Origin of the sequence: Streptomyces sp. NPDC058691, from assembly GCF_042714775.1 — a bacterium.
Taxonomy (GTDB): domain Bacteria; phylum Actinomycetota; class Actinomycetes; order Streptomycetales; family Streptomycetaceae; genus Actinacidiphila.
On the sequence record NZ_JBHXSO010000015.1, the window covers coordinates 121,017 to 141,400 of the forward strand.

Genomic DNA, 20,384 nt, shown 5'->3' on the forward strand with positions numbered 1-20,384 from the left:
CCTCGCCGCCGTGGACGGCGCGCCGGGGCGCGCGCAGCCCCCGACCGCGCCGCCCCGGGTCCCCCCCCGGGCCGCGGGGGGGGGGCTGCGGCCCCCCCCCCCCCCCCCCCCGCCTCGTGCGTGCGCGGCCTGTGGGCAGCCGTGTCACGACCTCCGAATATTTCACAAGTAAAACACCTGCTAAGCTTATCGGCATGCCTCCCGTCTTCCACCCCCTCCGCGACGCCCTCCGCCTCCGTGCCGTCAAGGACCTCTGGCACCACCGGGCCGTCAGCGTGGTCGTCGCCGTGGGGATCATGGAGGGGGCGCTACTGGCCCTGGGGCGGCTGGATCTGGTGCTCTACGCGGCGGGTGGCGGGCTGTGCGCCCTGTACGCGCACGGGCGGCCGTACGCGGCGCGGGCCAGGACGCTCGCGCTGGTCGTGCTCGGCATGGCGGCCGGGGGCGCGGTGGCGCTGACGACCGCCGCGCTGACCGAGTCGACGGCGGCGCGCGTCGCGGTCACGGCGACGCTCGCCGCGGTCCACAAGGTGGTGTGCGACGCGACGCGGATCGGCCCGCCCGGGAACGTGATCTTCACCTTCGTCGCGGCGAGCGCGGCGTTCGTGCCGCAGACGCCGGGGCAGGTGCCCGTGCACGTGGGGCTGATGCTGCTGGGCGGGGCCGTCGCGTGGCTGGTGTGCATGGCGCCGGCCCTGGCGCGACCGCACGGCCCTGAGCGCGCCGCCGTGGCCGGGGCGCTGGAGGCCAGGGCACGCGTCCTGGCCGGCGACGGGACCGCGGCGCGGGCCCGGCACGAGGCGACCGCCGCCGTGAACGCCGCGTGGCACACGCTGCGGGCGGCCGGGGCGGGCGCCCACCGCGCGGGGCTGGAGCGGCTGCTGGCGCGCGCGGAGTCCACCGGGCCCGCCGGCGCTCCCCTCCTGACCGCCTGGGCCCGGGAACTGCGCACGGCACGAACGCTCCCGGACCCGGGCGCCGCCGGCGCCGAGAGCCGTGCGGAGGCCCGCACCGGGCCGGCGCCGGTCCACGGCCCCACGGCGCGGCACCTGGTGCCGGTCGGCCTGCGGGTCGGCCTCGGCAGCGCGATGGCGGGCTGGGTGTCGATGGCGTTCGGCGTGGACCGTCCGTACTGGGCCGTCGTGACCGCCGCCGCCGTCCTCGCCGCCAACACCACGCTGTCCTGGCAGCGGGCGCTGCAGCGCGTGCTGGGCAATCTGCTGGGCGTGCTGCTGTTCACCGTGCTCGTGCCGTTCACGGCCCTGGGCGCGGTGGCCCTGATCGTGACCGCGCTGGCCTGCAATTTCGCCGCGGAGGCCACCATCGCCCGCAACTACTGGCTGGCCAGTGTCTTCGTGACGCCGATGGCCATGATCATGACCGAGTTCGCCGGCGCGCAGCCCGCGGGCCGGCTGGTCGCCGACCGCTGGCTGGACACCGTCGTAGGCGCGCTGGCCGGACTCGCGGTGTGCTTCGCGGTGCCGAACCGCCGCGCCGGCCGCCGGGTCGGCACCGCCCTGGACCGCCTGGAGGGCGAGCTCGCCGCCCCGCTGCCCGCGGAGCCCCGGCTCACCGCCGCGCTGCTGGAGCTGCGCGAGGCCGTCGACACCGCCTCCGGCGAATGGTGGAGCGGCCCTCTGCCGGAGGAGCGGATCACCGACGCGGAACGGCGCGGCCACCTCGCGCTGGCAGGGCGCCTCGGCGGCCGGTCCGTCACCCTGGCTTGACGACGCGTACGATCATGCGGACGCCGCCGGAGCCGCCGGCGTACCGAGGAAGGACATCGCGCGTGGAGGACGCCGTCGCGACGGTGCTGCGCCAGTGGCAGGACGTGCACCCGGAACTGGACTTCGCGCCCGTCGCCGTGATCGGGCGCCTGAACCGGTGCACCGCGCTCCTGCAGCTCGCCGCCGACGCGCCGCTGAACCGCGAGGGGCTCACCCGCCCGGAGTACGACATCCTCTGCGCCCTGCGCCGCGTCGGCGGTGAATTGACGCCCGGGCGTCTGGCACGTGAAACCTTCGCGTCGGGGGCCGCGATCACCAAGCGGATCAAGCTGCTGGAGGAGCGCGGCCTGATCGGCCGCCGCCCGGACGACCGGGACCGCCGGGTCTCCCACCTCCGGCTGTCCTCCGCCGGCCTGGAACTCGTGGACCGTCTGCTCCCCGAACAGCTCGCGTACGAAGAGGGGTTGCTGTCCGGGCTGCCGGACGGCCGGCGTCACGATCTGGCCGGAATCCTCGGCGAACTCCTGCTGCTGCTCGAAGGCCGCTTGGGCGCGCTTTCCGGGTGAAGCGGGCGCCGTGAGGCACCGCACCCCAGTGATTCAGCGAGCGCACATCTCCACGCTCCGCAAAGGACATGCCAAGGCAAGGCGCCGACGGGACAGATAGGGGTGTCCCCGTCCCCCTGACCAGGGAATCGCGCCATGACCGCTTCGTACGAACTCGCGCCCGTTGTCGACAACGTAGCCGACCGCCCCCGCTATTCGGTGAGCCTCGCCCAGGACGAGGCCGAGGTGCGGGCCGCGCAGCGTCTGCGGCACCACGTGTTCGCCGGGGAAATGGGGGCCGTGCTGGACACGCCCGAACCGGGCCTGGACGTCGACGACCTCGACGCCTTCTGCGACCACCTGCTGGTGAAGGACGACCACACCGGCGACGTCGTGGGCACCTACCGGCTGCTCACCCCGGCCAACGCCCGCCGCGCGGGGCGCACCTACTCCGAGACCGAGTTCGACCTCGGCCGGCTCGCCCCGATCCAGCACGACCTCGTCGAGGTCGGCCGCTCCTGCGTGCACCCCGACCACCGCGACGGTGCCGTCGTCGCGCTGATGTGGGGCGGCATCACCCGCTACATGGCGACCACCGGCCACAACTGGCTGGCCGGCTGCTGCTCCGTGCCGCTCGCGGACGGCGGGTCGATGGCGGCCGGCGTGTGGGACCGGGTCTCGGCCAAGTACATGGCCCCCGAGGAGTACCAGGTCACCCCGCACCGCCCCTGGGACCCGACGGGCCTGGCCCGCCCGGCCCGCGCCGCGCTCCCCGCGCTGCTCCGCGGCTACCTGCGCCTGGGCGCCTGGGTCTGCGGCGAGCCCGCCCACGACCCGGAGTTCGGTGTCGCCGACCTGTTCATCCTGCTCTCGCTGGAGCGCACGGACGAGCGCTACCTGCGCCACTTCGGCTCGCTCGGCTCCCTCGGGTCCTCGTGATGGCCGCCACGTGGTGGTCGCCGGTCTCGCCCTGCACCCCGCAGGAGTGCGTGACCGGCGAGGCTCCCCTGGTGGGCCGGCTGAGCCGGCTGGTGCGCTACGCCGCCGCGCTCGTGGTGCTGCTCATCGGTGTCGTACTGGCCGTCCCGGTGGCCGCGCTGTGCCCCCCGGCACTGCGTGACTCCCTGGTCCGCACCTGGATGCGGTCGGTGGCGGCCGCCTTCGGCATGCGGATCCGGGTGCCGGCCCCGCCGGTGGCGCGCGAGCCCGGCCGGGGGGTGCTGGTGGTCGCCAACCACGTGTCCTGGATGGACATCCTGCTGATCGCCGCCGTCATCCCCGGGCGCAACGTCGCCAAGGCGGAGATCCGGGGCTGGCCGGTCATCGGCCCGCTGTGCGTGCTCGGCCGGACGATCTTCATCGACCGTGAGCGGTTCCGGACCCTGCCGGACACGGTCGCCGAGGTGACGGAGGCGCTGCGCGGCGGGGCCACGGTCGTCGCCTTCCCCGAGGGCAGCACCTGGTGCGGCCGCGAGGAGGGCAGCTACCGCGGGGCACTGTTCCAGGCCGCCCTGAACGCGGGTGCCGACGTGCAGCCCCTCCGGATCGACTACCGCCTGGCGGACGGGACCCGCAGCACCGCCCCGGCGTTCGTCGGGGAGGACACGCTGATGGACTCGGTGCGCCGGGTGGTGTCGTCGCGCGGGCTGACCGCGGAGGTGGCGGTCCTCCCGCCGATCACCGCGGGCACGTGGCACGACCGCCGCTCGCTCGCGCAGGCGGCACACCGGGCGGCACACCGGCTCGACGTGCCCGCCGCCCGGCAGCCCGCACCGGCCGAAGTGGCCCAAGTGGCTCGGGCCATCTCAGTGGTCGAGGTGGTCGAGGTGGCGGCGCCCGTCGTCATCCCCTCTCCCGTCGTGCAACCGAGCGAGCCGGCCGCAAGTCTCCCCTAGTGACATCCGGTCCCCGGAACCGTCGCTCCCATGGGGGACGCCATGCGCCGACACCACCGCCTCGCGGCATCCGCCGCGGGTCTCGCTCTCCTCACCGGTGCCGTGGCCGCGGTACCCGCCTCCGCCTCGGCGGGGGCGGGCCCGGCCGCGTCCGGCACGACGGCCGCGAAGGCCACGACTCAGATCGTGAACGCCCGGACGGCCACGCACTGCACGTACGACAGGCTCGTGATCGACGCCAAGGGCGCGCTGCCGCCCGCCACCGTCAAGCGCGTCACGCAACTGCGCTACGACGGCTCGGGCAAGAAGGTGCCGCTCGCGGGCACGTACTTCGTCGAGATCAAGCTGTCCCCGGCCGCCGCCCACAACGCGGCGGGCAAGAACGTCTACAAGGGGCCCCGGCTGACGACCCTGAAGCTGCCGAAGCTCAAGGGCCTCGCCCTGACCGGTGACTTCGAAGGGGTCGTCACCTTCGGCACCTCGTTCGCCTCGAAGCCGTCCTGGACCACGAAGCGGCTGCACTCTCCCGAGCGGTTCGTCGTCGACTTCACACACGGCAACACCTGCCGCTGACCGCCGAGTTCGGGGCCGCGGCGACGGTACGCCCGTCGTCGCGGCCCCGCCCTGCCATGCCCTCTTGTACGGGCCCTCTCGAGTCACAACAATGTCCATGCCAAAACCGAAAGAACTTCGGTCTCGAGAGGACCCCCCACATGAAACGACCTCTCAGAGGTGCCTTGGCGGCTGTCCTTACCGCCCTCGCGGCAGTCGCCTGCCTCGGTCTGTCCGCCGCCCCCGCCTCGGCCACGAGCCGGGACGCCACCGGCGTGAAAAGCGCGGTCCCCGCCGCGGTCCCCGTGAACTTCGCCGGCACGGTGTCCCTGAGCAACTGCTCCGGCTCGCTCATCCGCTTCCCGGCGTCGGCGTCCACCGACCCCGCCCTGGTGCTCTCCAACGGCCACTGCCTCACCAGCGGCTTCCTGGACCCGGGCGAGGTGCTGCTCAACCAGTCCTCGACCCGCACCTTCGGCCTGCTCAATGCCACGGGCCGCAATGTCGCCACTCTGCGGGCCACCAAACTCGCCTACGCGACGATGACCGACACCGACATCTCGGTCTACCAGCTCAACCGCACCTACGCGCAGATCCAGTCCTCGTACGGGATCTCCGCGCTGGAACTCTCCGCCGCCCATCCCGTGCAGGGCGCCGCGATCAAGGTGGTCTCCGGCTACTGGAAGACCATCTACACCTGCAACATCGACGCCTTCGTGTACCGGCTCAAAGAGGGCGACTGGACCTGGAAGGACTCGGTCCGCTACACCTCCGCGTGCAACACCATCGGCGGCACCTCCGGTTCACCCGTGATCGACACCTCGACCGGCAAGGTCGTGGCGATCAACAACACGGGCAACGAGGACGGCGGACGGTGCACCCTCAACAACCCCTGCGAGGTGGACCAGAACGGCGCCGTCACGGTCCGCCAGGGCATCAACTACGCCGAGCAGACCTACGGGATCGGCGCGTGTGTGACCACCGGGAACCAGTTCGACCTCGGCCTGGCGGGGTGCGCGCTCCCCAAGCCGTGACGCCGCTCGGCCCCGCTCAGCGCTGGTACATCGCGTCGATCTCGTCCGCGTAGGCCTCCTCGACGGCCCTCCGGATGAGCTTGCGCGACGGGGTGACAAGCCCCTCCTCCTCGGTGAAGCAGGCGGCCAGCACGCGGAAGGCGCGGATCGACTCCGCCTTCGACACCCGCGTGTTGGCCGCCGACACCGCGCGCCGCACCTCCGCCTCCAGGTCCGGGTCGCGCACCAGCTCCCGCAGCCCGGCCGGTGGCCTGCCTCGCAGCCGCAGCCACCGCGCGGCGGCCTCGCCGTCGAGGGTCACCAGCGCGGTGACGTAGGGCCGGTCGTTGCCTATCACCAGGCAGTGCTCGATCAGCGGGTGTTCGCGGACGCGTTCCTCCAGGACGGCCGGCGAGAGGTTCTTGCCGCTGGTCGTGACGATGATCTCCTTCCTGCGGCCGGTGATGGTCAGATATCCGTGCTCGTCCAGGAAACCGAGGTCACCGGTGGCCAACCAGCCCTCGCGCAACGCCTCGGCGGTGCCCCGCGGGTCGCCGAGGTAGCCCGAGAAGACCGTCGGGCCCCGCAGCAGGATCTCGCCCTGCTCGGAGATCAGCACCGAGGTGCCGGGCACGGGATGCCCGACCGTGCCGTAGCGGACCTTGCCGGGTGGGTTGGCGGTGGCGGCGGAGGTGGACTCGGTCAGGCCGTATCCCTCGTACACCGTCACGCCCGCGCCCTCGTAGAACAGCCCCAGCCGCCGCCCCATCGTCGACCCGCCGCTGACCGCGTTGCGGACGCGGCCGCCCAGTGCCTCGCGCACCCTGGCGTACACCAGCCGGTCGTAGATCCGGTGCAGCACGCGCAGCGCCGCGCTCGGCCCAGGACCGGTGCCGAAGGCGCGCTGCTCGCGAGCCGTGGCGAAGCGCACGGCGACATCGACGGCCCGGTCGAAGACACCGAGGTTGGCACCCTCCTCGGCCTTGCCGCGCGCGGCGTCGAAGACCTTCTCGAAGACGTACGGGACGGCCAGCAGGAAGGTCGGGCGGAACTCGGCGAGATCCGGCAGCAGCGCCGCGGCCGACATGTCCGGCTGGTGGCCCAGCCGCGCTCCGGCCCGGACCGCGCAGACCTGGATCATGCGGCCGAACACGTGCGACAGCGGCAGGAAGAGCAGCACCGACGGCGGCTCCGCGGTGCCGGTGTCGAAGATCGGCCGCCATTGGGCGATCACGTTGTCGCACTCGGCCATGAAGTTGCCGTGGGTGAGCACGCAGCCGCGCGGGCGGCCGGTCGTCCCTGAGGTGTAGATCACCGTGGCGACCGCGTCCGGGGTGACCGCCAGCCGGTGCCGGTGCACCACGTCCTCGCCGACCCGCTCGCCGTCGGCCATGAGCTGCTTGACGGCTCCGTTGTCCAGCTGCCACACCCGGGTCACGGCCGGCAGGCGCTCGATCACCGAGCCGAGGGTCATGGCGTGGTCCTCGTCCTCCAGCACACAGCCGACCGCGCCGGTGTCGTGCAGGATCCAGCGCAGCTGCTCGGCCGAGGAGGTCGGGTAGACCGGTACCGGCTGCGCCCCGATCGTCCACAGCGCGAAATCGAAGAGGGTCCACTCGTACCGGGTCCGCGACATGATCCCGATCCGGTCCCCGAAGCGCACGCCGTGCGCCAGCAGCCCCCGCGCCAGCGCCAGCACCTCGTCGCGGAACGTCGCGGCGGTCACGTCCCGCCACCGCCCGTCCTCCTTGCGGCCGAGCCGCACCTCGTCGGGAGTCCGCGCCGCGTCCTCGAACACGACGTCGGCGAGCCCGCCGACGTGGGTCGCCGGCACCAGCGCGGGCAGACTGAAGGCGCGCACGCGGGCTCCTCGTGGGGGTTGGAGCGGGCCGGAGCCGAACGTAACGGATCTCTCACGCACTGTCCGCCCGCGGCCGGTCAGGACGGGGCTTCTTCACCAAACCTCCCCCGCCGGGCGATCCCGAGAGATCATGGGATCAGGAGGTGACTCCATGACCACCAGGATCCGACTCCACGGCGGCCCCGGGGACGGTCTCACACTCGGCATCGCCCTGGTAGCCGGGGGGCAGCCCCCCGAGGGCATCCTGTACGACCCGATGGCGATCACCGTGCAGGACGCCGGGCTGCACCAGGCGTGGCCGGACAGTGCGGCGTACTACAAGCGCCTGGAGCACATGGCCGACGAGCCCTGGGACTACGCGTACGAGAGCGAGGCCACCGCGCCCCTGGAGTGAGCGCCGCGCGCCGGTGCCCGGGCGGTCACGCGGAGCGACCGCCCGCATGGCGCGAGCCCGGGACCAAAGTCCTCAGTACCGCCGCCTTTTTGGCCGTGCGCCGCCAGGTTTCGTACAGTTCCCCAGGAAGCAGCGGGAACACACGAACCAGGGACGACGGCGGGCATGACGGCGACCGAGAACGAGCAAGGCACGGCAACGGCGTGGGAAGGCGTCCCGGGCATCGACCCGGCACGCCTGGAGCTGTGCCTCGGCGTCCTCCGGGAGCTGGACGACCTGCCCGTGGACCACCCGGACGCGATCGCCGTCCGCAAGGCCACGGCGGGCATCTACCGGACCGTGAAGCAGCGCCGCCGCCAGGAGCGCCGGGCGTCCAAGACGGCCCACGACAAGTTCGTCACCGAGGCCACCGCGACCGGCTCGGCGGAGCGGATCGACGACGAGACGCAGGGCGTGCTGCCCTCCTCGTCGGTGCTCGGCGAGATCGCCGGCGTTCTGCAGCGGCCGCGCTCGTGCTACGTGTGCAAGCAGCGCTACGTCGAGGTCGACGCCTTCTACCACCAGCTGTGCCAGTCGTGCGCGGCCTTCAACCGCGCCCGGCGCGACGCCCGCACCGACCTGACCGGCCGGCGTGCGCTGCTCACCGGCGGCCGGGCGAAGATCGGCATGTACATCGCGCTGCGCCTGCTGCGCGACGGCGCGCACACGACGATCACCACCCGCTTCCCCTCCGACGCGATCCGCCGTTTCAAGGCGATGCCCGACAGCGACGAGTGGATCCACCGGCTCAAGATCGTCGGCATCGACCTGCGCGACCCGGCGCAGGTCGTGGCGCTGGCCGACTCGGTCGCCGCGCAGGGCCCGCTGGATGTCCTGATCAACAACGCTGCGCAGACCGTGCGCCGGTCCCCGCAGGCGTACGGCGAGCTGGTGGCCGCCGAGTCGGCGCCGCTGCCCGCCGGTGAACTGCCCGCCTCGGAGGTCTTCGGCACCTTCGGCAGCGGCGCCCAGCCGGCGCTGCCGAGCCCGCGCCGGGACAGCGCGGCGCGCGCCCAGGAGGTCACCGAGCTGGCGCTGGTCAGCGGTTCGGCCTCGCTCGCCCGGATCGAGGCGGGCACCGCGATCGACGCCGGCGGCCTGATCCCCGACCTGGACCCGGAGAACAGCTGGAGCCGCGCGGTCGGCGAGGTCGACCCGGTCGAGATGCTCGAAGTGCAGCTGTGCAACGAGACCGCCCCGTTCATCCTGGTCAGCAGGTTGCGCCCGGCCATGGCCGCCTCCCCGGCCCGCCGCACCTACGTGGTGAACGTCTCGGCCATGGAGGGCAAGTTCAGCCGCGGCTACAAGGGACCCGGCCACCCGCACACCAACATGGCCAAGGCCGCGCTCAACATGCTGACCCGCACCAGCGCGCGGGAGATGCTGGAGACCGACGGCATTTTGATGACCAGCGTCGACACCGGCTGGATCACCGACGAACGGCCGCACCCGGAGAAGTCCCGGCTCGCCGACGAGGGCTTCCACGCCCCGCTCGACCTCATCGACGGCGCGGCGCGGGTCTACGACCCCATCGTCCGCGGCGAACTGGGCGAGGACCTTCACGGAGTCTTCCTCAAGGACTACGCGCCGACCGAGTGGTGAGGCCACGCGGCCGGGCGGGACGGGCCGCGCGCGACTACGATCGACGGTGTGGCTGAGCGCCGACTCGCGCCCTCCGCGCCCGAACTCGTGCTGGAGACCGCCGGGGACACCCTGGTCCTGGTCCCGGGCAGGATGTACCGCGTCGGCCGCGACCCGGACGGCGAGATCGTCCTCGACGACCCCCGTGTCTCGTGGCATCACGCCGTCCTCCGCGCGGTCGGCGGGCAGTGGGTCCTGGAGGACGCCGGGAGCACCAACGGCACCTTCGCGGACGGCAGGAACGTCCGCCAGTGGGGCGTGGGCGCGGGCAGCGTCGTCCGCTTCGGAAATCCGCTGACCGGCCCGTGGGCCCGGCTCACCCGGGCGTCGGCCGCACCGGTCTACCGGCCGCCCCCGATCGCCTCGCCGCTGGCGACCGGCACCTTTCGGCAGCCGACGTCGGTGCGGCCGCTGCCCGACCACACGATCCACATCGGGCGCGCGGCCGACAACGACCTGGTCGTCGAGGACCTGCTGGTCTCCCAGCACCACGCGGAACTTCGGGCGCTGGCCGGAGGCGGCTACGAGATCGTCGACCTGCACAGCCACAACGGCACCTACCTCGACGGCCAGCCCGTGGAGCGGGCGACGGTGCACCAGGGCGACATCATCGACGTCGGCCACACGGTCTTCCGGCTGGTCGGCGACAAGCTCCAGCAGTTCACCGACACCGGTGAAGTGGCGCTGTGCGTCCGGGACCTGTCGGTGACCGTGGAGGACGGCCGCAAGACGCTGCTGGACGACATCTCCTTCCCCGTCGGCGAGAAGAGCCTGCTGGCCGTGGTCGGCCCCAGCGGTTCCGGCAAGTCGACGCTGCTCAACGCGCTGACCGGGCTGCGCCCGGCGGACCAGGGCACCGTGTTGTACGACGGCCGCGACCTCTACCGCGAGTACGCCGATCTGCGCCAGCGCATCGGCCTCGTACCGCAGGACGACATCCTGCACCTCCAACTTCCCGTCCGGCGGGCCCTGTTGTACGCCGCCGAACTGCGCTTCCCCGGTGACACCGCGAAGGACGAGCGGGAGGCCCGGGTCGACGAGGTGATCGCCGAACTCGGGTTGCGGGCCCGCGTCGCCCAGCCCGTCCACACCCTCTCCGGCGGCCAGCGCAAGCGCGTGAGCGTGGCGCTGGAACTCCTGACCAAGCCGTCCCTGCTCTTCCTCGACGAGCCCACCTCGGGGCTGGACCCGGGCATGGACCGCTCGGTGATGACGATGCTGCGCGGCCTCGCCGACGACGGCCGCACGGTGGTCGTGGTGACCCACAGCGTGCTCAGCCTGGAGGTCTGCGACCGGCTGCTGGTCATGGCCCCGGGCGGCCGCATGGCGTACTACGGACCACCGGACGAGACCCTGCCGTTCTTCGGATTCCGGCAGTGGCCGGAGGCCTTCGAGGCGTTCGAGAACGAGCAGCGGCGGGACTGGGCGGGCCAGTACGAGTCCTCCACCCTGCACGAGGAGTACATCACCGACGCGATGGATCAGATGGAGCCGCCCGGCCCCACACCCCGTCCGGCCCTGGTGCCGCCGAAGCCCCAGCACTGGGGCGGCCAGTGGTGGACGCTGGTGCGCCGCTACACGGCGTCGCTGGCCGCCGACCGCACCTTCCTGGCGATCATGGTCGCGTTGCCGTTCGTGATGGGCGGCATGGCGCGCGCCCTGGCCGGCGGCGGGCTGACGCAGCAGAACACGATCAATGTGCTGCTGATCCTCTGCGTCGGCTCCGTCCTGACGGGCGCCGCCAACGCCGTGCGCGAACTGGTCAAGGAGCGGGTGATCTACCGGAGGGAACGTGCGGTCGGCCTGTCCCGGTCGGCCTATCTCTGCTCCAAGATCGCGGTGTTGGGCGCGATCACCGTCGTCCAGGCGGTCGTCCTGACGATGGTGGCGCTCGTCGGTGTGCGGCTGAGACCCGGCGGCGGCAGCGGGGTGTTCACCAGCGCGCTGCTGGAACTCACGCTGGCGGCGGCGCTGCTGGCCTTCACCTCGATGATGCTCGGGCTGGTGGTCTCGGCCCTGGTGCGCAAGGAGGAGGTGACCATGCCGCTGCTGGTGCTCGTCGCCCTGGTGCAGGTCGTCTTCTGCGGCGCGCTGCTGAAGCTGCACGGGGTGCCGGGCCTTGAGCAGTTCTCCTGGCTGGTGCCGGCGCGCTGGGCGCTGGCCGCTATGGCGGCCACGCTCGATCTGGGCGCCCTGGTACCCGGCCGGATCACCTCCGATCCACTGTTCAGGCCGGAACCCGCCGTATGGGCGCTGGACATGGGCGCGATGGTGGCCCTGTCGGCGGTCATGGCCTACATCGTCGCGCGCCTGCTGCGGCGGCAGGAGCCGGCCGTCATGCGGCGGTAGACCCCGCCGGCGCGCTCGTCAGTGCGGGCCGCCGGTCCGGCCGGGCGCGCGACGGGGCCGGGCGACGAGGCTGCCCAGGAAGCCGGTCACGGCGCCCCAGGCGGCAGCGAGGCCGACGGCGGTGGCCAGGTCGGGCACGAGGACGACGGAGCCGCCGAGGCCGCCGGTGTCGGAGGGGTCTCCGATGCCGAAGAGGGAGAGGCCGTAGTGCGCGTCCATCCAGGTGAGGAGGCCGATCAGCAGCATGGCGGCCGCCGACGCGAGCGCCAGGTGGACGGCGTTGCGCAGGTGCCCGGTGCCCGGTGGGGCACGGCGGGCCGTGGCCCACCCCGCGGCGAGCATGGCGACGGCGGCGGCCACCAGGAGCCACCAGGCGCGGCCGTCCTGCCGGGTGAGGGAGGCGAGGTCGAGGGTGACGTCGCCGTCGCCGCCGGTGCGCAGGACGCGCGCGAGCGGTTCCGGCATCGGCAGGCCGAGGGCGCCCTTCACATGGCCGTGCCAGGTGGCGCCGAGGCCCAGTCCGAAGGCGAGCCAGGCGAGGTTCGGCAGCCCGAGGAAGACGACGGCCAGGGTGTCACCGGCGTCCGTCCGGGTGTCGGCCGTGACGAGGGCGGCGATCCCCACCGCCACGACGTACGCCAGGAGCACCGCCACCATCGCGCGGACGGCGGGCCGCACCGTGGCGTGCGGCGACACGAGCCGGGGCGGCAGGGGCACCCGCCGGGACACGGCGAGGGCCAGCAGGAGGACGACGAGCAGCCACAGCAGGCCCAGGCCCACGGTGGCGCCGACCAGGGCGTGGAAGCCGACGGTCGGCGTGGTCCCCAGCAACTGGGCGATCTCGTCGAGGTACTCGTTGCCCGCGGTGAGGCTGAAGCTGTGCCGGGCGCCGAAGGCGATCAGCAGGAGGGCGGCGACCCACAGCAGGGCCGTCCGCAGCACGATGCGCAGCAGGTGGCCGCCGGACAGCACGGCGTGGAACCGCAGAGGCCGCAGGAACGCGTAGGCCGTCACCAGGGCCCCCGCGAGCGCCACGGACAGCGGGACGAGGGTGATACCGGCCTGTGTCTCGGCGATGAGGCCCGCGCCTCCGTCCAGCGCGACCCGTCCGCCGACCGCCAGGACCACGGTCGCCGCTATCACCGGGAGGAAGGCGCCCGCCGGCAGCTCCGACGCGCCCGCGAGCCACAGCCCGAGGGCGGCGACGACCAGCATGACGGCGAAGCCGGCGATGACCACCCCCAGCGCGTGCAGCCAGCCCCGGACCGGCCCGAGGACGGGCCGGGGGACGGGGGGTTCATGGCGGCTCACGCAGTCAGGCTATGCAGCGGGGGCCCGGCCCGCCCGTCCGGAACGACCCGGTTTGCGCTCCACGGGCGGCTACGGCCGCCCCCGTCGTGCGCCGGGTCCGCACGCGGCCGCATGAGCGACGGCCATGGGCCGACGAACGGCGGCGCATGGGCGGGCACTTCGTGGCCGAGGTCTTCGAGAGGCGCGCCGACCCCGGAGCGGGTCGCCGCCCGGACGCCGGTCACGGCATGGACCGGGCCCCCGGGCTCGGGGCCCGGACCGCGGGCAGCGGCCGGCTCAGGAGTGTTCCTGCAGACGCGGCCCGTACAGGTCGACCATCCGGGCGCGCGCCGCGCCGAGCCGTTGCGCGATGGTCTGCGCGGCGGCCAGCACGACGGCCTGGCCCAGCACCGGGTCGTCCTTGAACAGATCGCGGACCTCGGCCGCGACGAACTCGTACGCCCCCACCGTGCCCAGCGCGTGCGCGGCGAGCTGCCAGCGGTAGGGCGGGAACATCCAGGACCAGCCGACCAGTTCGCCGGGGCCGAGGGTGTCCACGGAGACCAGGCCGCGACCGGGCACGTCCATGTCGAGCGAGACGGCGCCGGACTCCACCACCCAGAAACGGTCGGCGAACCTGCCCTCGTCGAAGATCCGCCAGCTCTGCGGGAAGCTCACCCGCTTGGCGTGTTCCAGGAAGACCCGGCGGTGGTGGAGCGGCAGTGAGTCAAGCATGGTCACCGTACTGCTCATGAACGTCCTCCCGTGCCGTCCGAGCCCTTGACCTCAGAGTACGGTCACGGGCCGGGCGTCGCAGGCAGGTGACCGGAGAACCAGTCGCGCGCCAGGTGTGCGACCTCGTCGAGTGCGCCGGGTTCCTCGAACAGATGAGTGGCACCCGGCACCACGTGCAACAGGTTGGGGCAGGTGAGCTCCGCCTGGGCGCGCCGGTTCAGCTCCAGGACGGTCTCGTCGCGCCCGCCCACGATCAGCAGGGTGGGCGCGCGCACCGCGCGGAGCCCGGCGCCGGCGAGATCCGGCCGGCCGCCGCGGGAGACCACGGAGGAGACCTCCGCCTCGGGGTGGGCGGCGGCCCGCAGCGCGGCGGCGGCACCGGTGCTCGCACCGAAGTAGGCGACCGGCAGGTTCTCCCGGCGGGCCCAGCGGGTGACGCCGGCGAGGCGGTCCGCCAGCAGCTCCACGTCGAAGACGTTGGCGCGGTCCGTCTCCTCCGCGGGCGTCAGCAGGTCGAACAGGAGCGTGCCGAGGCCGGCCTGGTTCAGGGCGGCGGCCACGGCGCGGTTGCGCGGGCTGTGACGGCTGCTGCCGCTGCCGTGGGCGAAGACGACCACGGCGCGGGCGTCGGCGGGCATGGTGAGCGTGCCGGCCAGCGACACCCCGGCGGCGTCCACCTCCACCTCGGTGGTCCGCGGGCCTCTGGCCACGGCCTGCTTCAGCAGTCCGGAGACCTCGTCGTCGGCGGTCTGCGAGAAGTCGTGGTACCACTCCCCCACCGCGAAGAACACGGCCGGCACCGACAGGCACACCACGTCGTCCGCAGCGGCCCGCAGCGCGGGCATGGCCTGTGGCGCCGCCACCGGCACGGCCAGCACGACGCGGGCGGCGCCCCGGGCGCGGGCCACCTCGCAGGCGGCCAGCGCGGTGGCGCCCGTCGCGACGCCGTCGTCCACGACGACGACCGTGCGACCGGCCAGCTCGGTGCGCGGCCGTCCGTCGCGGAAGCGGTGCGCCTGCCGGGACAGCTCGGCCTCCTCGTGCCGCTCGACGGTGTCGATGTCGTCCGGGGAGACGTGGCTCATCTGCACGATGTCGTCGCTGAGCACCCGGGCGCCGCCCTCGCCGATGGCGCCGAAGCCGAGTTCCCGGTGGTAGGGGACACCGAGTTTGCGGACGACGATGACGTCCAGGGGCGCGTGCAGGACCCGTGCCACCTCGTAGGCGACGACGACGCCGCCGCGTGGCAGGCCGAGCACGACGGGGTTGTCGGCATCCAGATGCCGCAGCCGCTCGGCGAGCTGCCGTCCGGCGTCGGCGCGATCTGTGAAGTGCATGGTTCACCCCCGCGAACGGGACATGCGGGACTCCTTACGGCCTACCCTGATTAGTGTCCAGCAAGCAAACGGCAGGGACCGTGCGATGCCCGTGCTCGTCGGAACGTCCGGGTGGCAGTACAAGGACTGGCGAGAGGTCCTGTATCCGCCGGAGGTCCCGCAGCGGCTGTGGCTGGAGGCGTACGCGGGGCACTACCCGACGGTGGAGAGCAACAACGCCTTCTACCGCCTGCCGTCCCGGGAGATCTTCGCCGCGTGGCGCGAGCAGACCCCCGACGGATTCGTCATGGCGGTCAAGGCCGGCCGCTACCTGACGCACATGAAGCGGCTGCGCGATCCCGAGGAGCCGGTACGCCGGCTGCTGACGCACGCCGAGGGGCTCGGTGACCGGCTGGGCCCGATACTGCTCCAGCTCCCGCCGAACCTGCGCGCGGACGGGCGGGTGCTCGACGAGTGCCTGCGCTGCTTCCCGCGGGAGGTACGCGTGGCGCTCGAACCGCGGCACCCCTCGTGGTGGACGCCGCAGATCCGGGCCCTGCTGGAGCGACGCGGTGTCGCCCTGTGCTGGGCCGACCGGCGGGCGCGCCCGGTGACGCCGCTGTGGCGCACGGCGGACTGGGGATATGTGCGGTTCCATGAGGGAATCGCCCGTCCGTGGCCGCGGTACGGGGCACGGGCGCTCACCACCTGGGCCCACCGCATCACGGACACCTGGCCGAAGGACTCCGACGTGTTTGTCTACTTCAACAACGACCCGGGCGGCGCGGCGGTCCTGGACGCCGACGCCTTCACCGCGGCGGTCACCGGGGTGAGGCCGTCGTGATCCGGCGCAGTGTGATCGTCGCCGGTGAGGTGCAGGGCGTCTTCTTCCGCGACACGTGCCGGCGCACGGCGCTGGAGGAGGGGGTGAGCGGCTGGGTCCGCAACCTGCCCGACGGCACGGTGGAATCGGTCTTCGAGGGCCCCGCCGAGGCGGTCGGGCGGATGGTGGAATGGGCCCGCCAGGGGTCTCCCCTGGCGATCGTGGACCGGGTCGACGTCCACGAGGGGGAGCCCGAGGGCCTCACGGGGTTCGAGATCCGCCCGACTCCGTGGCGCGGCTGAGCAGCAGCGAGCGGCTGCGTTCGTCGGCCCAGAGGGAGTGCGGGTCCACGTGAGGGCGGAGCAGGCCGGTGAGCGCGGTGTCGGCGCGGTCGCCGAGGGCGTCCGAGGCGATCTTGCGCGCCACTCCGGCAAGGAAGTCGGCGAGCTGCACCCGCGGGTCGGAGCGGGACTCGACGAGGGTGAGGGACGCGAGCCGGGACGGCGGCGGCAGGATCGTCTCCAGCCGGCGGACGCGGTCCGCGGTGAGCGTGTTCTGCCGGTCGTGGACGACGGCGACGGGGTGTCCGTCCCGGCCGAAGTGGGCGATGGTGCGGGCCAGGGACGGGATCAGCGGGTCGAGCTCCGGGACCGACGGCGGCTCGTCCAGGACGCGGGCCCGGAATGCCTCGGCGCGCGGGCGGGTGTGCCGCAGGCGCGTGGCGAGAGCGGTGCCGGGCAGGGCGTCGAGGGTGCGGTAGAAGGCGTCCACGGGCGCCGGTCCGGCGTCGCGGTTGCGGGTGCGGACAAGGTCGTTGGCGGACTCCAGGAAGGCGCGCCACTGCGCGGCCGGGAGGGCGCCTCGGCCCTCGCGGTAGAGCGGCGCGGCCTCGGCCCGGTCGCCGAGCAGCACGTCGGCGACCCGGCGGACGACGAAGAACGCCTTGTCGGTGAGGTGGACCCGGGCGTCGGGCGGGAGCGGCCCGGAGGGGCCGAGGAACCACTCGAGGACGGGCCGGTGCTTCTCGCGGAGCAGGTGGTTGGCCTTGTACTCCAGGGCCGGGGAGCGGATCCGGTCGCGCATCTCCCGCAGGCAGGCGTGCGCCTCGGCGGCGTCCATGCGCACGCCCGCGTGGGCGAACACGTCGGTGTTGCCGCCGATGAGGTTCTCGCCGTCCGATCCGGACTCGTCGCAGGCGATCTCCAGGACGGGACCCGTCGCCACAGCGCCCTCCCCTGGTCGTCCGGTGCCCGGTGGTCCGGTCGTTCCCGGCCATCCTCGGTGATCGGGGCGGCGCGCTCCAGGGGATTTCCCGAGTGGCGCACGGAGCGCGGGGCGCTCCCGGTCGTCGGTACTTCTCCTCAGCCGCACCACCGCGGCCGTCCGCCGGGCCCCCGGATCCCGGCGGAAGATGGGACATCCTCCCGATGCCCGCGGACTCGCGCCCCTGTCAGCATCGACAGGGCACGTGAACATGATCCGAACCCGCGCGAGGCAGCCCTCGTGCGCGATGCAAGCGAGGCCCACCCCCCATGAACCACCGTACGCAGCGGGCAGCATGACCCTGCTCAGGTTCCCGATCCCCCAGGCGGGACCGCAGACCGACGCCCATGCCTACGCCCTCCGCGCGGGAAGGATGTTCGACGGTTTCACGCTGACCGGCGCGGCGACCGTCCACGTCCGGCGCGACCGGGTCGTCGCCGTGGACCGGACGGGCTCGGTGCCGCCCGGCGTACGGCTGGTCGACCTGGGCGACGACGTATGCCTCCTGCCCGGCCTGATCGACGTGCGCGCCCATCTGGCGCTCGACGCGGGGCCCGACCCCGTGGCCTCGCTCGTCGCGGCCGATGACCAGCGGCTGCTCGCACGCATGCGCGTCGCGGCCCGCACGGCGCTGTACGCCGGGATCACGACGGTCAGGGATGCCGGGGACCGCGGCTATCTCGGGGCGGCCCTGGCGGCCGAGACCGCCGCCGATCCCGGCCTGGGGCCCGAGATCCTTGCCGCGGGACCGCCGATCACCACGCCCGGCGGGCACGGTCACTTCCTGGGCGGCGAGGCGGTGGGCAGGCGCGCGCTGGTCGACGCCGTGCGGGAACGGCATGCCCGGGGGTGCTCCCTTGTGACGGTGATGGCCAGTGGCGACGTCCGTACGCCGGGCTCGGACCCGACCCGTTCGCAGTACACGCGCGACGATCTGCGCACCGTGGTCGACGAGGCCCACCGCCTCGGTCTCCCGGTGGCTGCGCACGCCCATGCCACTGTGGCGATCGCGGACGCGCTGGCCGCCGGAGTGGACAGTCTGGAGCACGCGTCGTTCCTGGGCGGCCACGGGGCGGTCGAGGAACTGCGGCTGCAGGCCCTCGTCGCGGGGAGCGGGACCTTCGTCAGCATGACGCCGGTCCTGGAGGCGGGGGCGTACGCCGACGCCGTCCACGGTGCCTACCGGTCCCTGGCCCGGCTCGGCGCCCGGATCGCCGTGGGATCGGACGCGGGTGTCGCCCCCGCCCGGCCGCACGACATCCTGCCGTACGACGCACTGGAGCTCACGCGACTCGGCGTGTCCCCGCTGGCGGCCCTGAAGGCCGTCACCAGCGAGGCGGCCACCCTGTGCGGGACCGAGGGCCGCAAGGGCCGCATCCGGGCCGGTGCCGACGCCGACTTCCTCGCGATCACCGGCGACCCCCTTTCCGGCCTCACCGCCCTCCAGGACGTACGCGCGGTCTTCCGCGCGGGCGTCCGGATCCGCTGACGGCGGCCGCTACTCGCCGTGGCGGCCCAGGCTGTCGCGGTCGACCGGCGGGAGGTAGTCGCGCACCAGGGTGCGGTCCCACCAGGCGCCGGTGGTGCGCAGGGTGTGCCAGTCGGTGAACCGGTAGTGGTAGAGGCGCGCCCGGACGAAGGTCGGCGGGGCGTGCGGGAACGGGTTGCTGCGCAGCAGGCGCAGGGTGCCGGGGTCGTTGTCGAGGAGCTTGCCGACGAACGGCAGGAACCAGGGCCAGGCGTAGGCGGAGGAGATGCCGGCGAACCACATGAGCCAGTCCAGGCGCAGGTGGAGCGGGGCGAACTGGCGGGGCATCCGGCGGGGATCGGTGGGTTTGCCCTTGAAGCCGTACTCCTTCCAGACCGTGCCCGGTCCCGGTTCCGCGGCGTCCGTGCCCTCGACGACGACCTCCATGCGGACGCGGTTGACGCTGCCGAAGGCACCGTAGGAGTTCACCAGGTGCAGCCGGTTGAAGGAGACGTTCATCATCTGGCCGCGCGAGACCAGGTTGCGGGCGGGCCACCAGCTGAGCACGGCGACCAGCACGGTGGCGGCCAGCACCAGGCCCTCGTACCAGCCGGGCGCCGGAGTGGCGGCACGTGCCGGGGGCGCGGCGAGGAGGGAGCCGTCGACGGCGGAGACGGCGAGCACGATGGTGAGCCAGTTCAGCCAGGCGAAGTTGCCCGACACGACCAGCCAGAGCTGGGTGAGGATCACGATCGCGGCGGCGATGGTCGCGACCGGCTGCGGCGTGAACAGCGCGACCGGGACGACGAGCTGCGCGAAGTGGTTGGCCGCCGTCTCCACCCGGTGCACCGGCCGGGGCAGCCGGTGGAAGAACCAGCTGAGCGGGCCGGGCATGGGCTGTGTCTCGTGGTGGTAGTCCAGGCAGGTCAGATCGCGCCAGCACGCGTCGCCGCGCATCTTGATCAGGCCCGCGCCGAATTCGACGCGGAAGAGCAGCCAGCGCATCAGCCACAGGACGAGCACCGGCGGCCCGGTGTCGTCGTTGCCGAGGAAGACGGCGAGGAAGCCGGCCTCAAGCAGCAGGGACTCCCAGCCGAACGCGTACCAGGTCTGGCCGACGTTGACGATGGACAGGTAGAGCAGCCACAGCACGGTCCACAGCAGCATCGCCGCCCAGAGCGGCACGAGATCGGCCGCCCCGGCGGCCACGGCGGCGGACAGCGCGGCACCGCCCCAGGCGACGGTCGCGAAGAGCCGGTCGGAGTAGCGCCAGTGGAAGAGGCTCGGCGACCGGGGGAAGGGCACTCGGGCGGTGAACCGGGGCACGGGCAGCAGCCCGTGCTCGCCGATCAGGGCGCGGAACTGGTGCGCGGCGCCCGCGAAGGCGACGAAGTACAGCACGGCCAGGCCGCGCTGGATGACGACGCGGCTCAGCCAGTACTCGGGAGCCGTGAACCACTCCATGGCGCTCCC

The 20,384-nt window shown here is 73.3% G+C and carries 18 protein-coding genes; 12 read left to right on the forward strand and 6 right to left on the reverse strand.

The annotated features are described in order from the left end of the window. The first annotated feature begins 194 nt into the window (after positions 1 to 194). The 6 genes from ACFWVC_RS13360 to ACFWVC_RS13385 all read left to right on the forward strand — a co-directional run bounded on the left by ACFWVC_RS13360 (position 195) and on the right by ACFWVC_RS13385 (position 5,753). Positions 195 to 1,727 (forward strand): FUSC family protein, encoded by a 1,533-nt coding sequence (locus tag ACFWVC_RS13360; RefSeq protein ID WP_384283651.1) that lies wholly within the window; start codon positions 195 to 197, stop codon positions 1,725 to 1,727. A 14-nt stretch (positions 1,728 to 1,741) separates the two neighbouring features. Then, on the forward strand, positions 1,742 to 2,293 hold the full coding sequence (locus ACFWVC_RS13365; RefSeq protein ID WP_384283653.1) for a MarR family winged helix-turn-helix transcriptional regulator: 552 nt from the start codon (positions 1,742 to 1,744) through the stop codon (positions 2,291 to 2,293). A 135-nt stretch (positions 2,294 to 2,428) separates the two neighbouring features. Continuing rightward, positions 2,429 to 3,211, forward strand: coding sequence for a GNAT family N-acetyltransferase (locus tag ACFWVC_RS13370; protein ID WP_384283655.1), 783 nt, complete (start codon positions 2,429 to 2,431; stop codon positions 3,209 to 3,211). After that, entirely contained in the window at positions 3,211 to 4,167 is a 957-nt protein-coding gene (locus ACFWVC_RS13375) for a lysophospholipid acyltransferase family protein (RefSeq protein ID WP_384283657.1), read from the forward strand. The genes ACFWVC_RS13370 and ACFWVC_RS13375 overlap by 1 nt, the downstream gene beginning before the upstream one ends. 42 nt (positions 4,168 to 4,209) lie before the next feature. Beyond that, positions 4,210 to 4,740 (forward strand): hypothetical protein, encoded by a 531-nt coding sequence (locus ACFWVC_RS13380; protein WP_384283659.1) that lies wholly within the window; start codon positions 4,210 to 4,212, stop codon positions 4,738 to 4,740. A 140-nt stretch (positions 4,741 to 4,880) separates the two neighbouring features. Beyond that, a complete protein-coding gene (locus ACFWVC_RS13385; RefSeq protein ID WP_384283661.1) occupies positions 4,881 to 5,753 on the forward strand; it encodes a serine protease in 873 nt (290 codons plus the stop codon). A gap of 16 nt (positions 5,754 to 5,769) precedes the next feature. Here the strand turns inward: ACFWVC_RS13385 and ACFWVC_RS13390 are convergent, their stop codons facing one another. After that, positions 5,770 to 7,593, reverse strand: coding sequence for an AMP-dependent synthetase/ligase (locus tag ACFWVC_RS13390; RefSeq protein ID WP_384283662.1), 1,824 nt, complete (start codon positions 7,591 to 7,593; stop codon positions 5,770 to 5,772). A 151-nt stretch (positions 7,594 to 7,744) separates the two neighbouring features. On the opposite strand from ACFWVC_RS13390, the gene ACFWVC_RS13395 reads away from it, so the two are divergent. From ACFWVC_RS13395 to ACFWVC_RS13405, 3 genes are all read left to right on the forward strand, one after another. After that, positions 7,745 to 7,987: a hypothetical protein gene (locus tag ACFWVC_RS13395; RefSeq protein WP_319658074.1), complete on the forward strand. Its 243-nt coding sequence runs from the start codon at positions 7,745 to 7,747 to the stop codon at positions 7,985 to 7,987. A 165-nt stretch (positions 7,988 to 8,152) separates the two neighbouring features. Continuing rightward, entirely contained in the window at positions 8,153 to 9,628 is a 1,476-nt protein-coding gene (locus tag ACFWVC_RS13400; protein WP_384283665.1) for an SDR family NAD(P)-dependent oxidoreductase, read from the forward strand. Between the two features lie 48 nt (positions 9,629 to 9,676). Then, the gene (locus ACFWVC_RS13405; protein WP_384283667.1) at positions 9,677 to 12,016 is read left to right on the forward strand and encodes an FHA domain-containing protein; all 2,340 of its coding nucleotides are present in this window, start codon (positions 9,677 to 9,679) and stop codon (positions 12,014 to 12,016) included. A gap of 18 nt (positions 12,017 to 12,034) precedes the next feature. On the opposite strand, the gene ACFWVC_RS13410 is transcribed toward ACFWVC_RS13405, so the two are convergent. The 3 genes from ACFWVC_RS13410 to ACFWVC_RS13420 form a co-directional block, all read right to left on the reverse strand. Next, complete coding sequence (locus ACFWVC_RS13410) at positions 12,035 to 13,327, reverse strand: streptophobe family protein (protein WP_384283670.1); 1,293 nt, start codon at positions 13,325 to 13,327, stop codon at positions 12,035 to 12,037. Between the two features lie 276 nt (positions 13,328 to 13,603). Further along, the gene (locus ACFWVC_RS13415) at positions 13,604 to 14,059 is read right to left on the reverse strand and encodes a Crp/Fnr family transcriptional regulator (protein WP_384283673.1); all 456 of its coding nucleotides are present in this window, start codon (positions 14,057 to 14,059) and stop codon (positions 13,604 to 13,606) included. Positions 14,060 to 14,103: 44 nt separating this feature from the next. Then, positions 14,104 to 15,378: an alpha/beta family hydrolase gene (locus ACFWVC_RS13420; protein WP_384283676.1), complete on the reverse strand. Its 1,275-nt coding sequence runs from the start codon at positions 15,376 to 15,378 to the stop codon at positions 14,104 to 14,106. Positions 15,379 to 15,463: 85 nt separating this feature from the next. On the opposite strand from ACFWVC_RS13420, the gene ACFWVC_RS13425 reads away from it, so the two are divergent. Then, the gene (locus tag ACFWVC_RS13425) at positions 15,464 to 16,201 is read left to right on the forward strand and encodes a DUF72 domain-containing protein (RefSeq protein ID WP_384283680.1); all 738 of its coding nucleotides are present in this window, start codon (positions 15,464 to 15,466) and stop codon (positions 16,199 to 16,201) included. After that, on the forward strand, positions 16,198 to 16,482 hold the full coding sequence (locus tag ACFWVC_RS13430; protein ID WP_384283682.1) for an acylphosphatase: 285 nt from the start codon (positions 16,198 to 16,200) through the stop codon (positions 16,480 to 16,482). Before ACFWVC_RS13425 ends, ACFWVC_RS13430 begins: the two co-directional genes overlap by 4 nt. On the opposite strand, the gene ACFWVC_RS13435 is transcribed toward ACFWVC_RS13430, so the two are convergent. Next, on the reverse strand, positions 16,442 to 17,404 hold the full coding sequence (locus ACFWVC_RS13435; protein ID WP_384283686.1) for a DUF3800 domain-containing protein: 963 nt from the start codon (positions 17,402 to 17,404) through the stop codon (positions 16,442 to 16,444). The two genes, ACFWVC_RS13430 and ACFWVC_RS13435, sit on opposite strands and share 41 nt — an antisense overlap. Before the next feature lie 334 nt (positions 17,405 to 17,738). Here ACFWVC_RS13435 and ACFWVC_RS13440 point away from each other — a divergent pair, with 334 nt between their 5' ends. Next, on the forward strand, positions 17,739 to 18,932 hold the full coding sequence (locus tag ACFWVC_RS13440; protein ID WP_384283689.1) for an amidohydrolase family protein: 1,194 nt from the start codon (positions 17,739 to 17,741) through the stop codon (positions 18,930 to 18,932). A 9-nt stretch (positions 18,933 to 18,941) separates the two neighbouring features. Here ACFWVC_RS13440 and ACFWVC_RS13445 read toward each other — a convergent pair whose 3' ends face one another. After that, positions 18,942 to 20,375, reverse strand: a complete 1,434-nt coding sequence (locus ACFWVC_RS13445) for a lipase maturation factor family protein (protein ID WP_384283693.1) — start codon at positions 20,373 to 20,375, stop codon at positions 18,942 to 18,944. Positions 20,376 to 20,384: the final 9 nt, after the last annotated feature.

What these genes read in the sequence shown, in the direction of transcription:
- ACFWVC_RS13445 (WP_384283693.1), bottom strand. Translation starts at nt 20,375, where the DNA reads ATGGAGTGGTTCACGGCTCCCGAGTACTGGCTGAGCCGCGTCGTCATC.
- ACFWVC_RS13365 (WP_384283653.1), top strand. Translation starts at nt 1,742, where the DNA reads ATGCGGACGCCGCCGGAGCCGCCGGCGTACCGAGGAAGGACATCGCGC.
- ACFWVC_RS13425 (WP_384283680.1), top strand. Translation starts at nt 15,464, where the DNA reads ATGCCCGTGCTCGTCGGAACGTCCGGGTGGCAGTACAAGGACTGGCGA.
- ACFWVC_RS13400 (WP_384283665.1), top strand. Translation starts at nt 8,153, where the DNA reads ATGACGGCGACCGAGAACGAGCAAGGCACGGCAACGGCGTGGGAAGGC.
- ACFWVC_RS13370 (WP_384283655.1), top strand. Translation starts at nt 2,429, where the DNA reads ATGACCGCTTCGTACGAACTCGCGCCCGTTGTCGACAACGTAGCCGAC.
- ACFWVC_RS13380 (WP_384283659.1), top strand. Translation starts at nt 4,210, where the DNA reads ATGCGCCGACACCACCGCCTCGCGGCATCCGCCGCGGGTCTCGCTCTC.
- ACFWVC_RS13395 (WP_319658074.1), top strand. Translation starts at nt 7,745, where the DNA reads ATGACCACCAGGATCCGACTCCACGGCGGCCCCGGGGACGGTCTCACA.
- ACFWVC_RS13440 (WP_384283689.1), top strand. Translation starts at nt 17,739, where the DNA reads ATGACCCTGCTCAGGTTCCCGATCCCCCAGGCGGGACCGCAGACCGAC.
- ACFWVC_RS13385 (WP_384283661.1), top strand. Translation starts at nt 4,881, where the DNA reads ATGAAACGACCTCTCAGAGGTGCCTTGGCGGCTGTCCTTACCGCCCTC.
- ACFWVC_RS13420 (WP_384283676.1), bottom strand. Translation starts at nt 15,378, where the DNA reads ATGCACTTCACAGATCGCGCCGACGCCGGACGGCAGCTCGCCGAGCGG.
- ACFWVC_RS13360 (WP_384283651.1), top strand. Translation starts at nt 195, where the DNA reads ATGCCTCCCGTCTTCCACCCCCTCCGCGACGCCCTCCGCCTCCGTGCC.
- ACFWVC_RS13415 (WP_384283673.1), bottom strand. Translation starts at nt 14,059, where the DNA reads ATGAGCAGTACGGTGACCATGCTTGACTCACTGCCGCTCCACCACCGC.
- ACFWVC_RS13375 (WP_384283657.1), top strand. Translation starts at nt 3,211, where the DNA reads ATGGCCGCCACGTGGTGGTCGCCGGTCTCGCCCTGCACCCCGCAGGAG.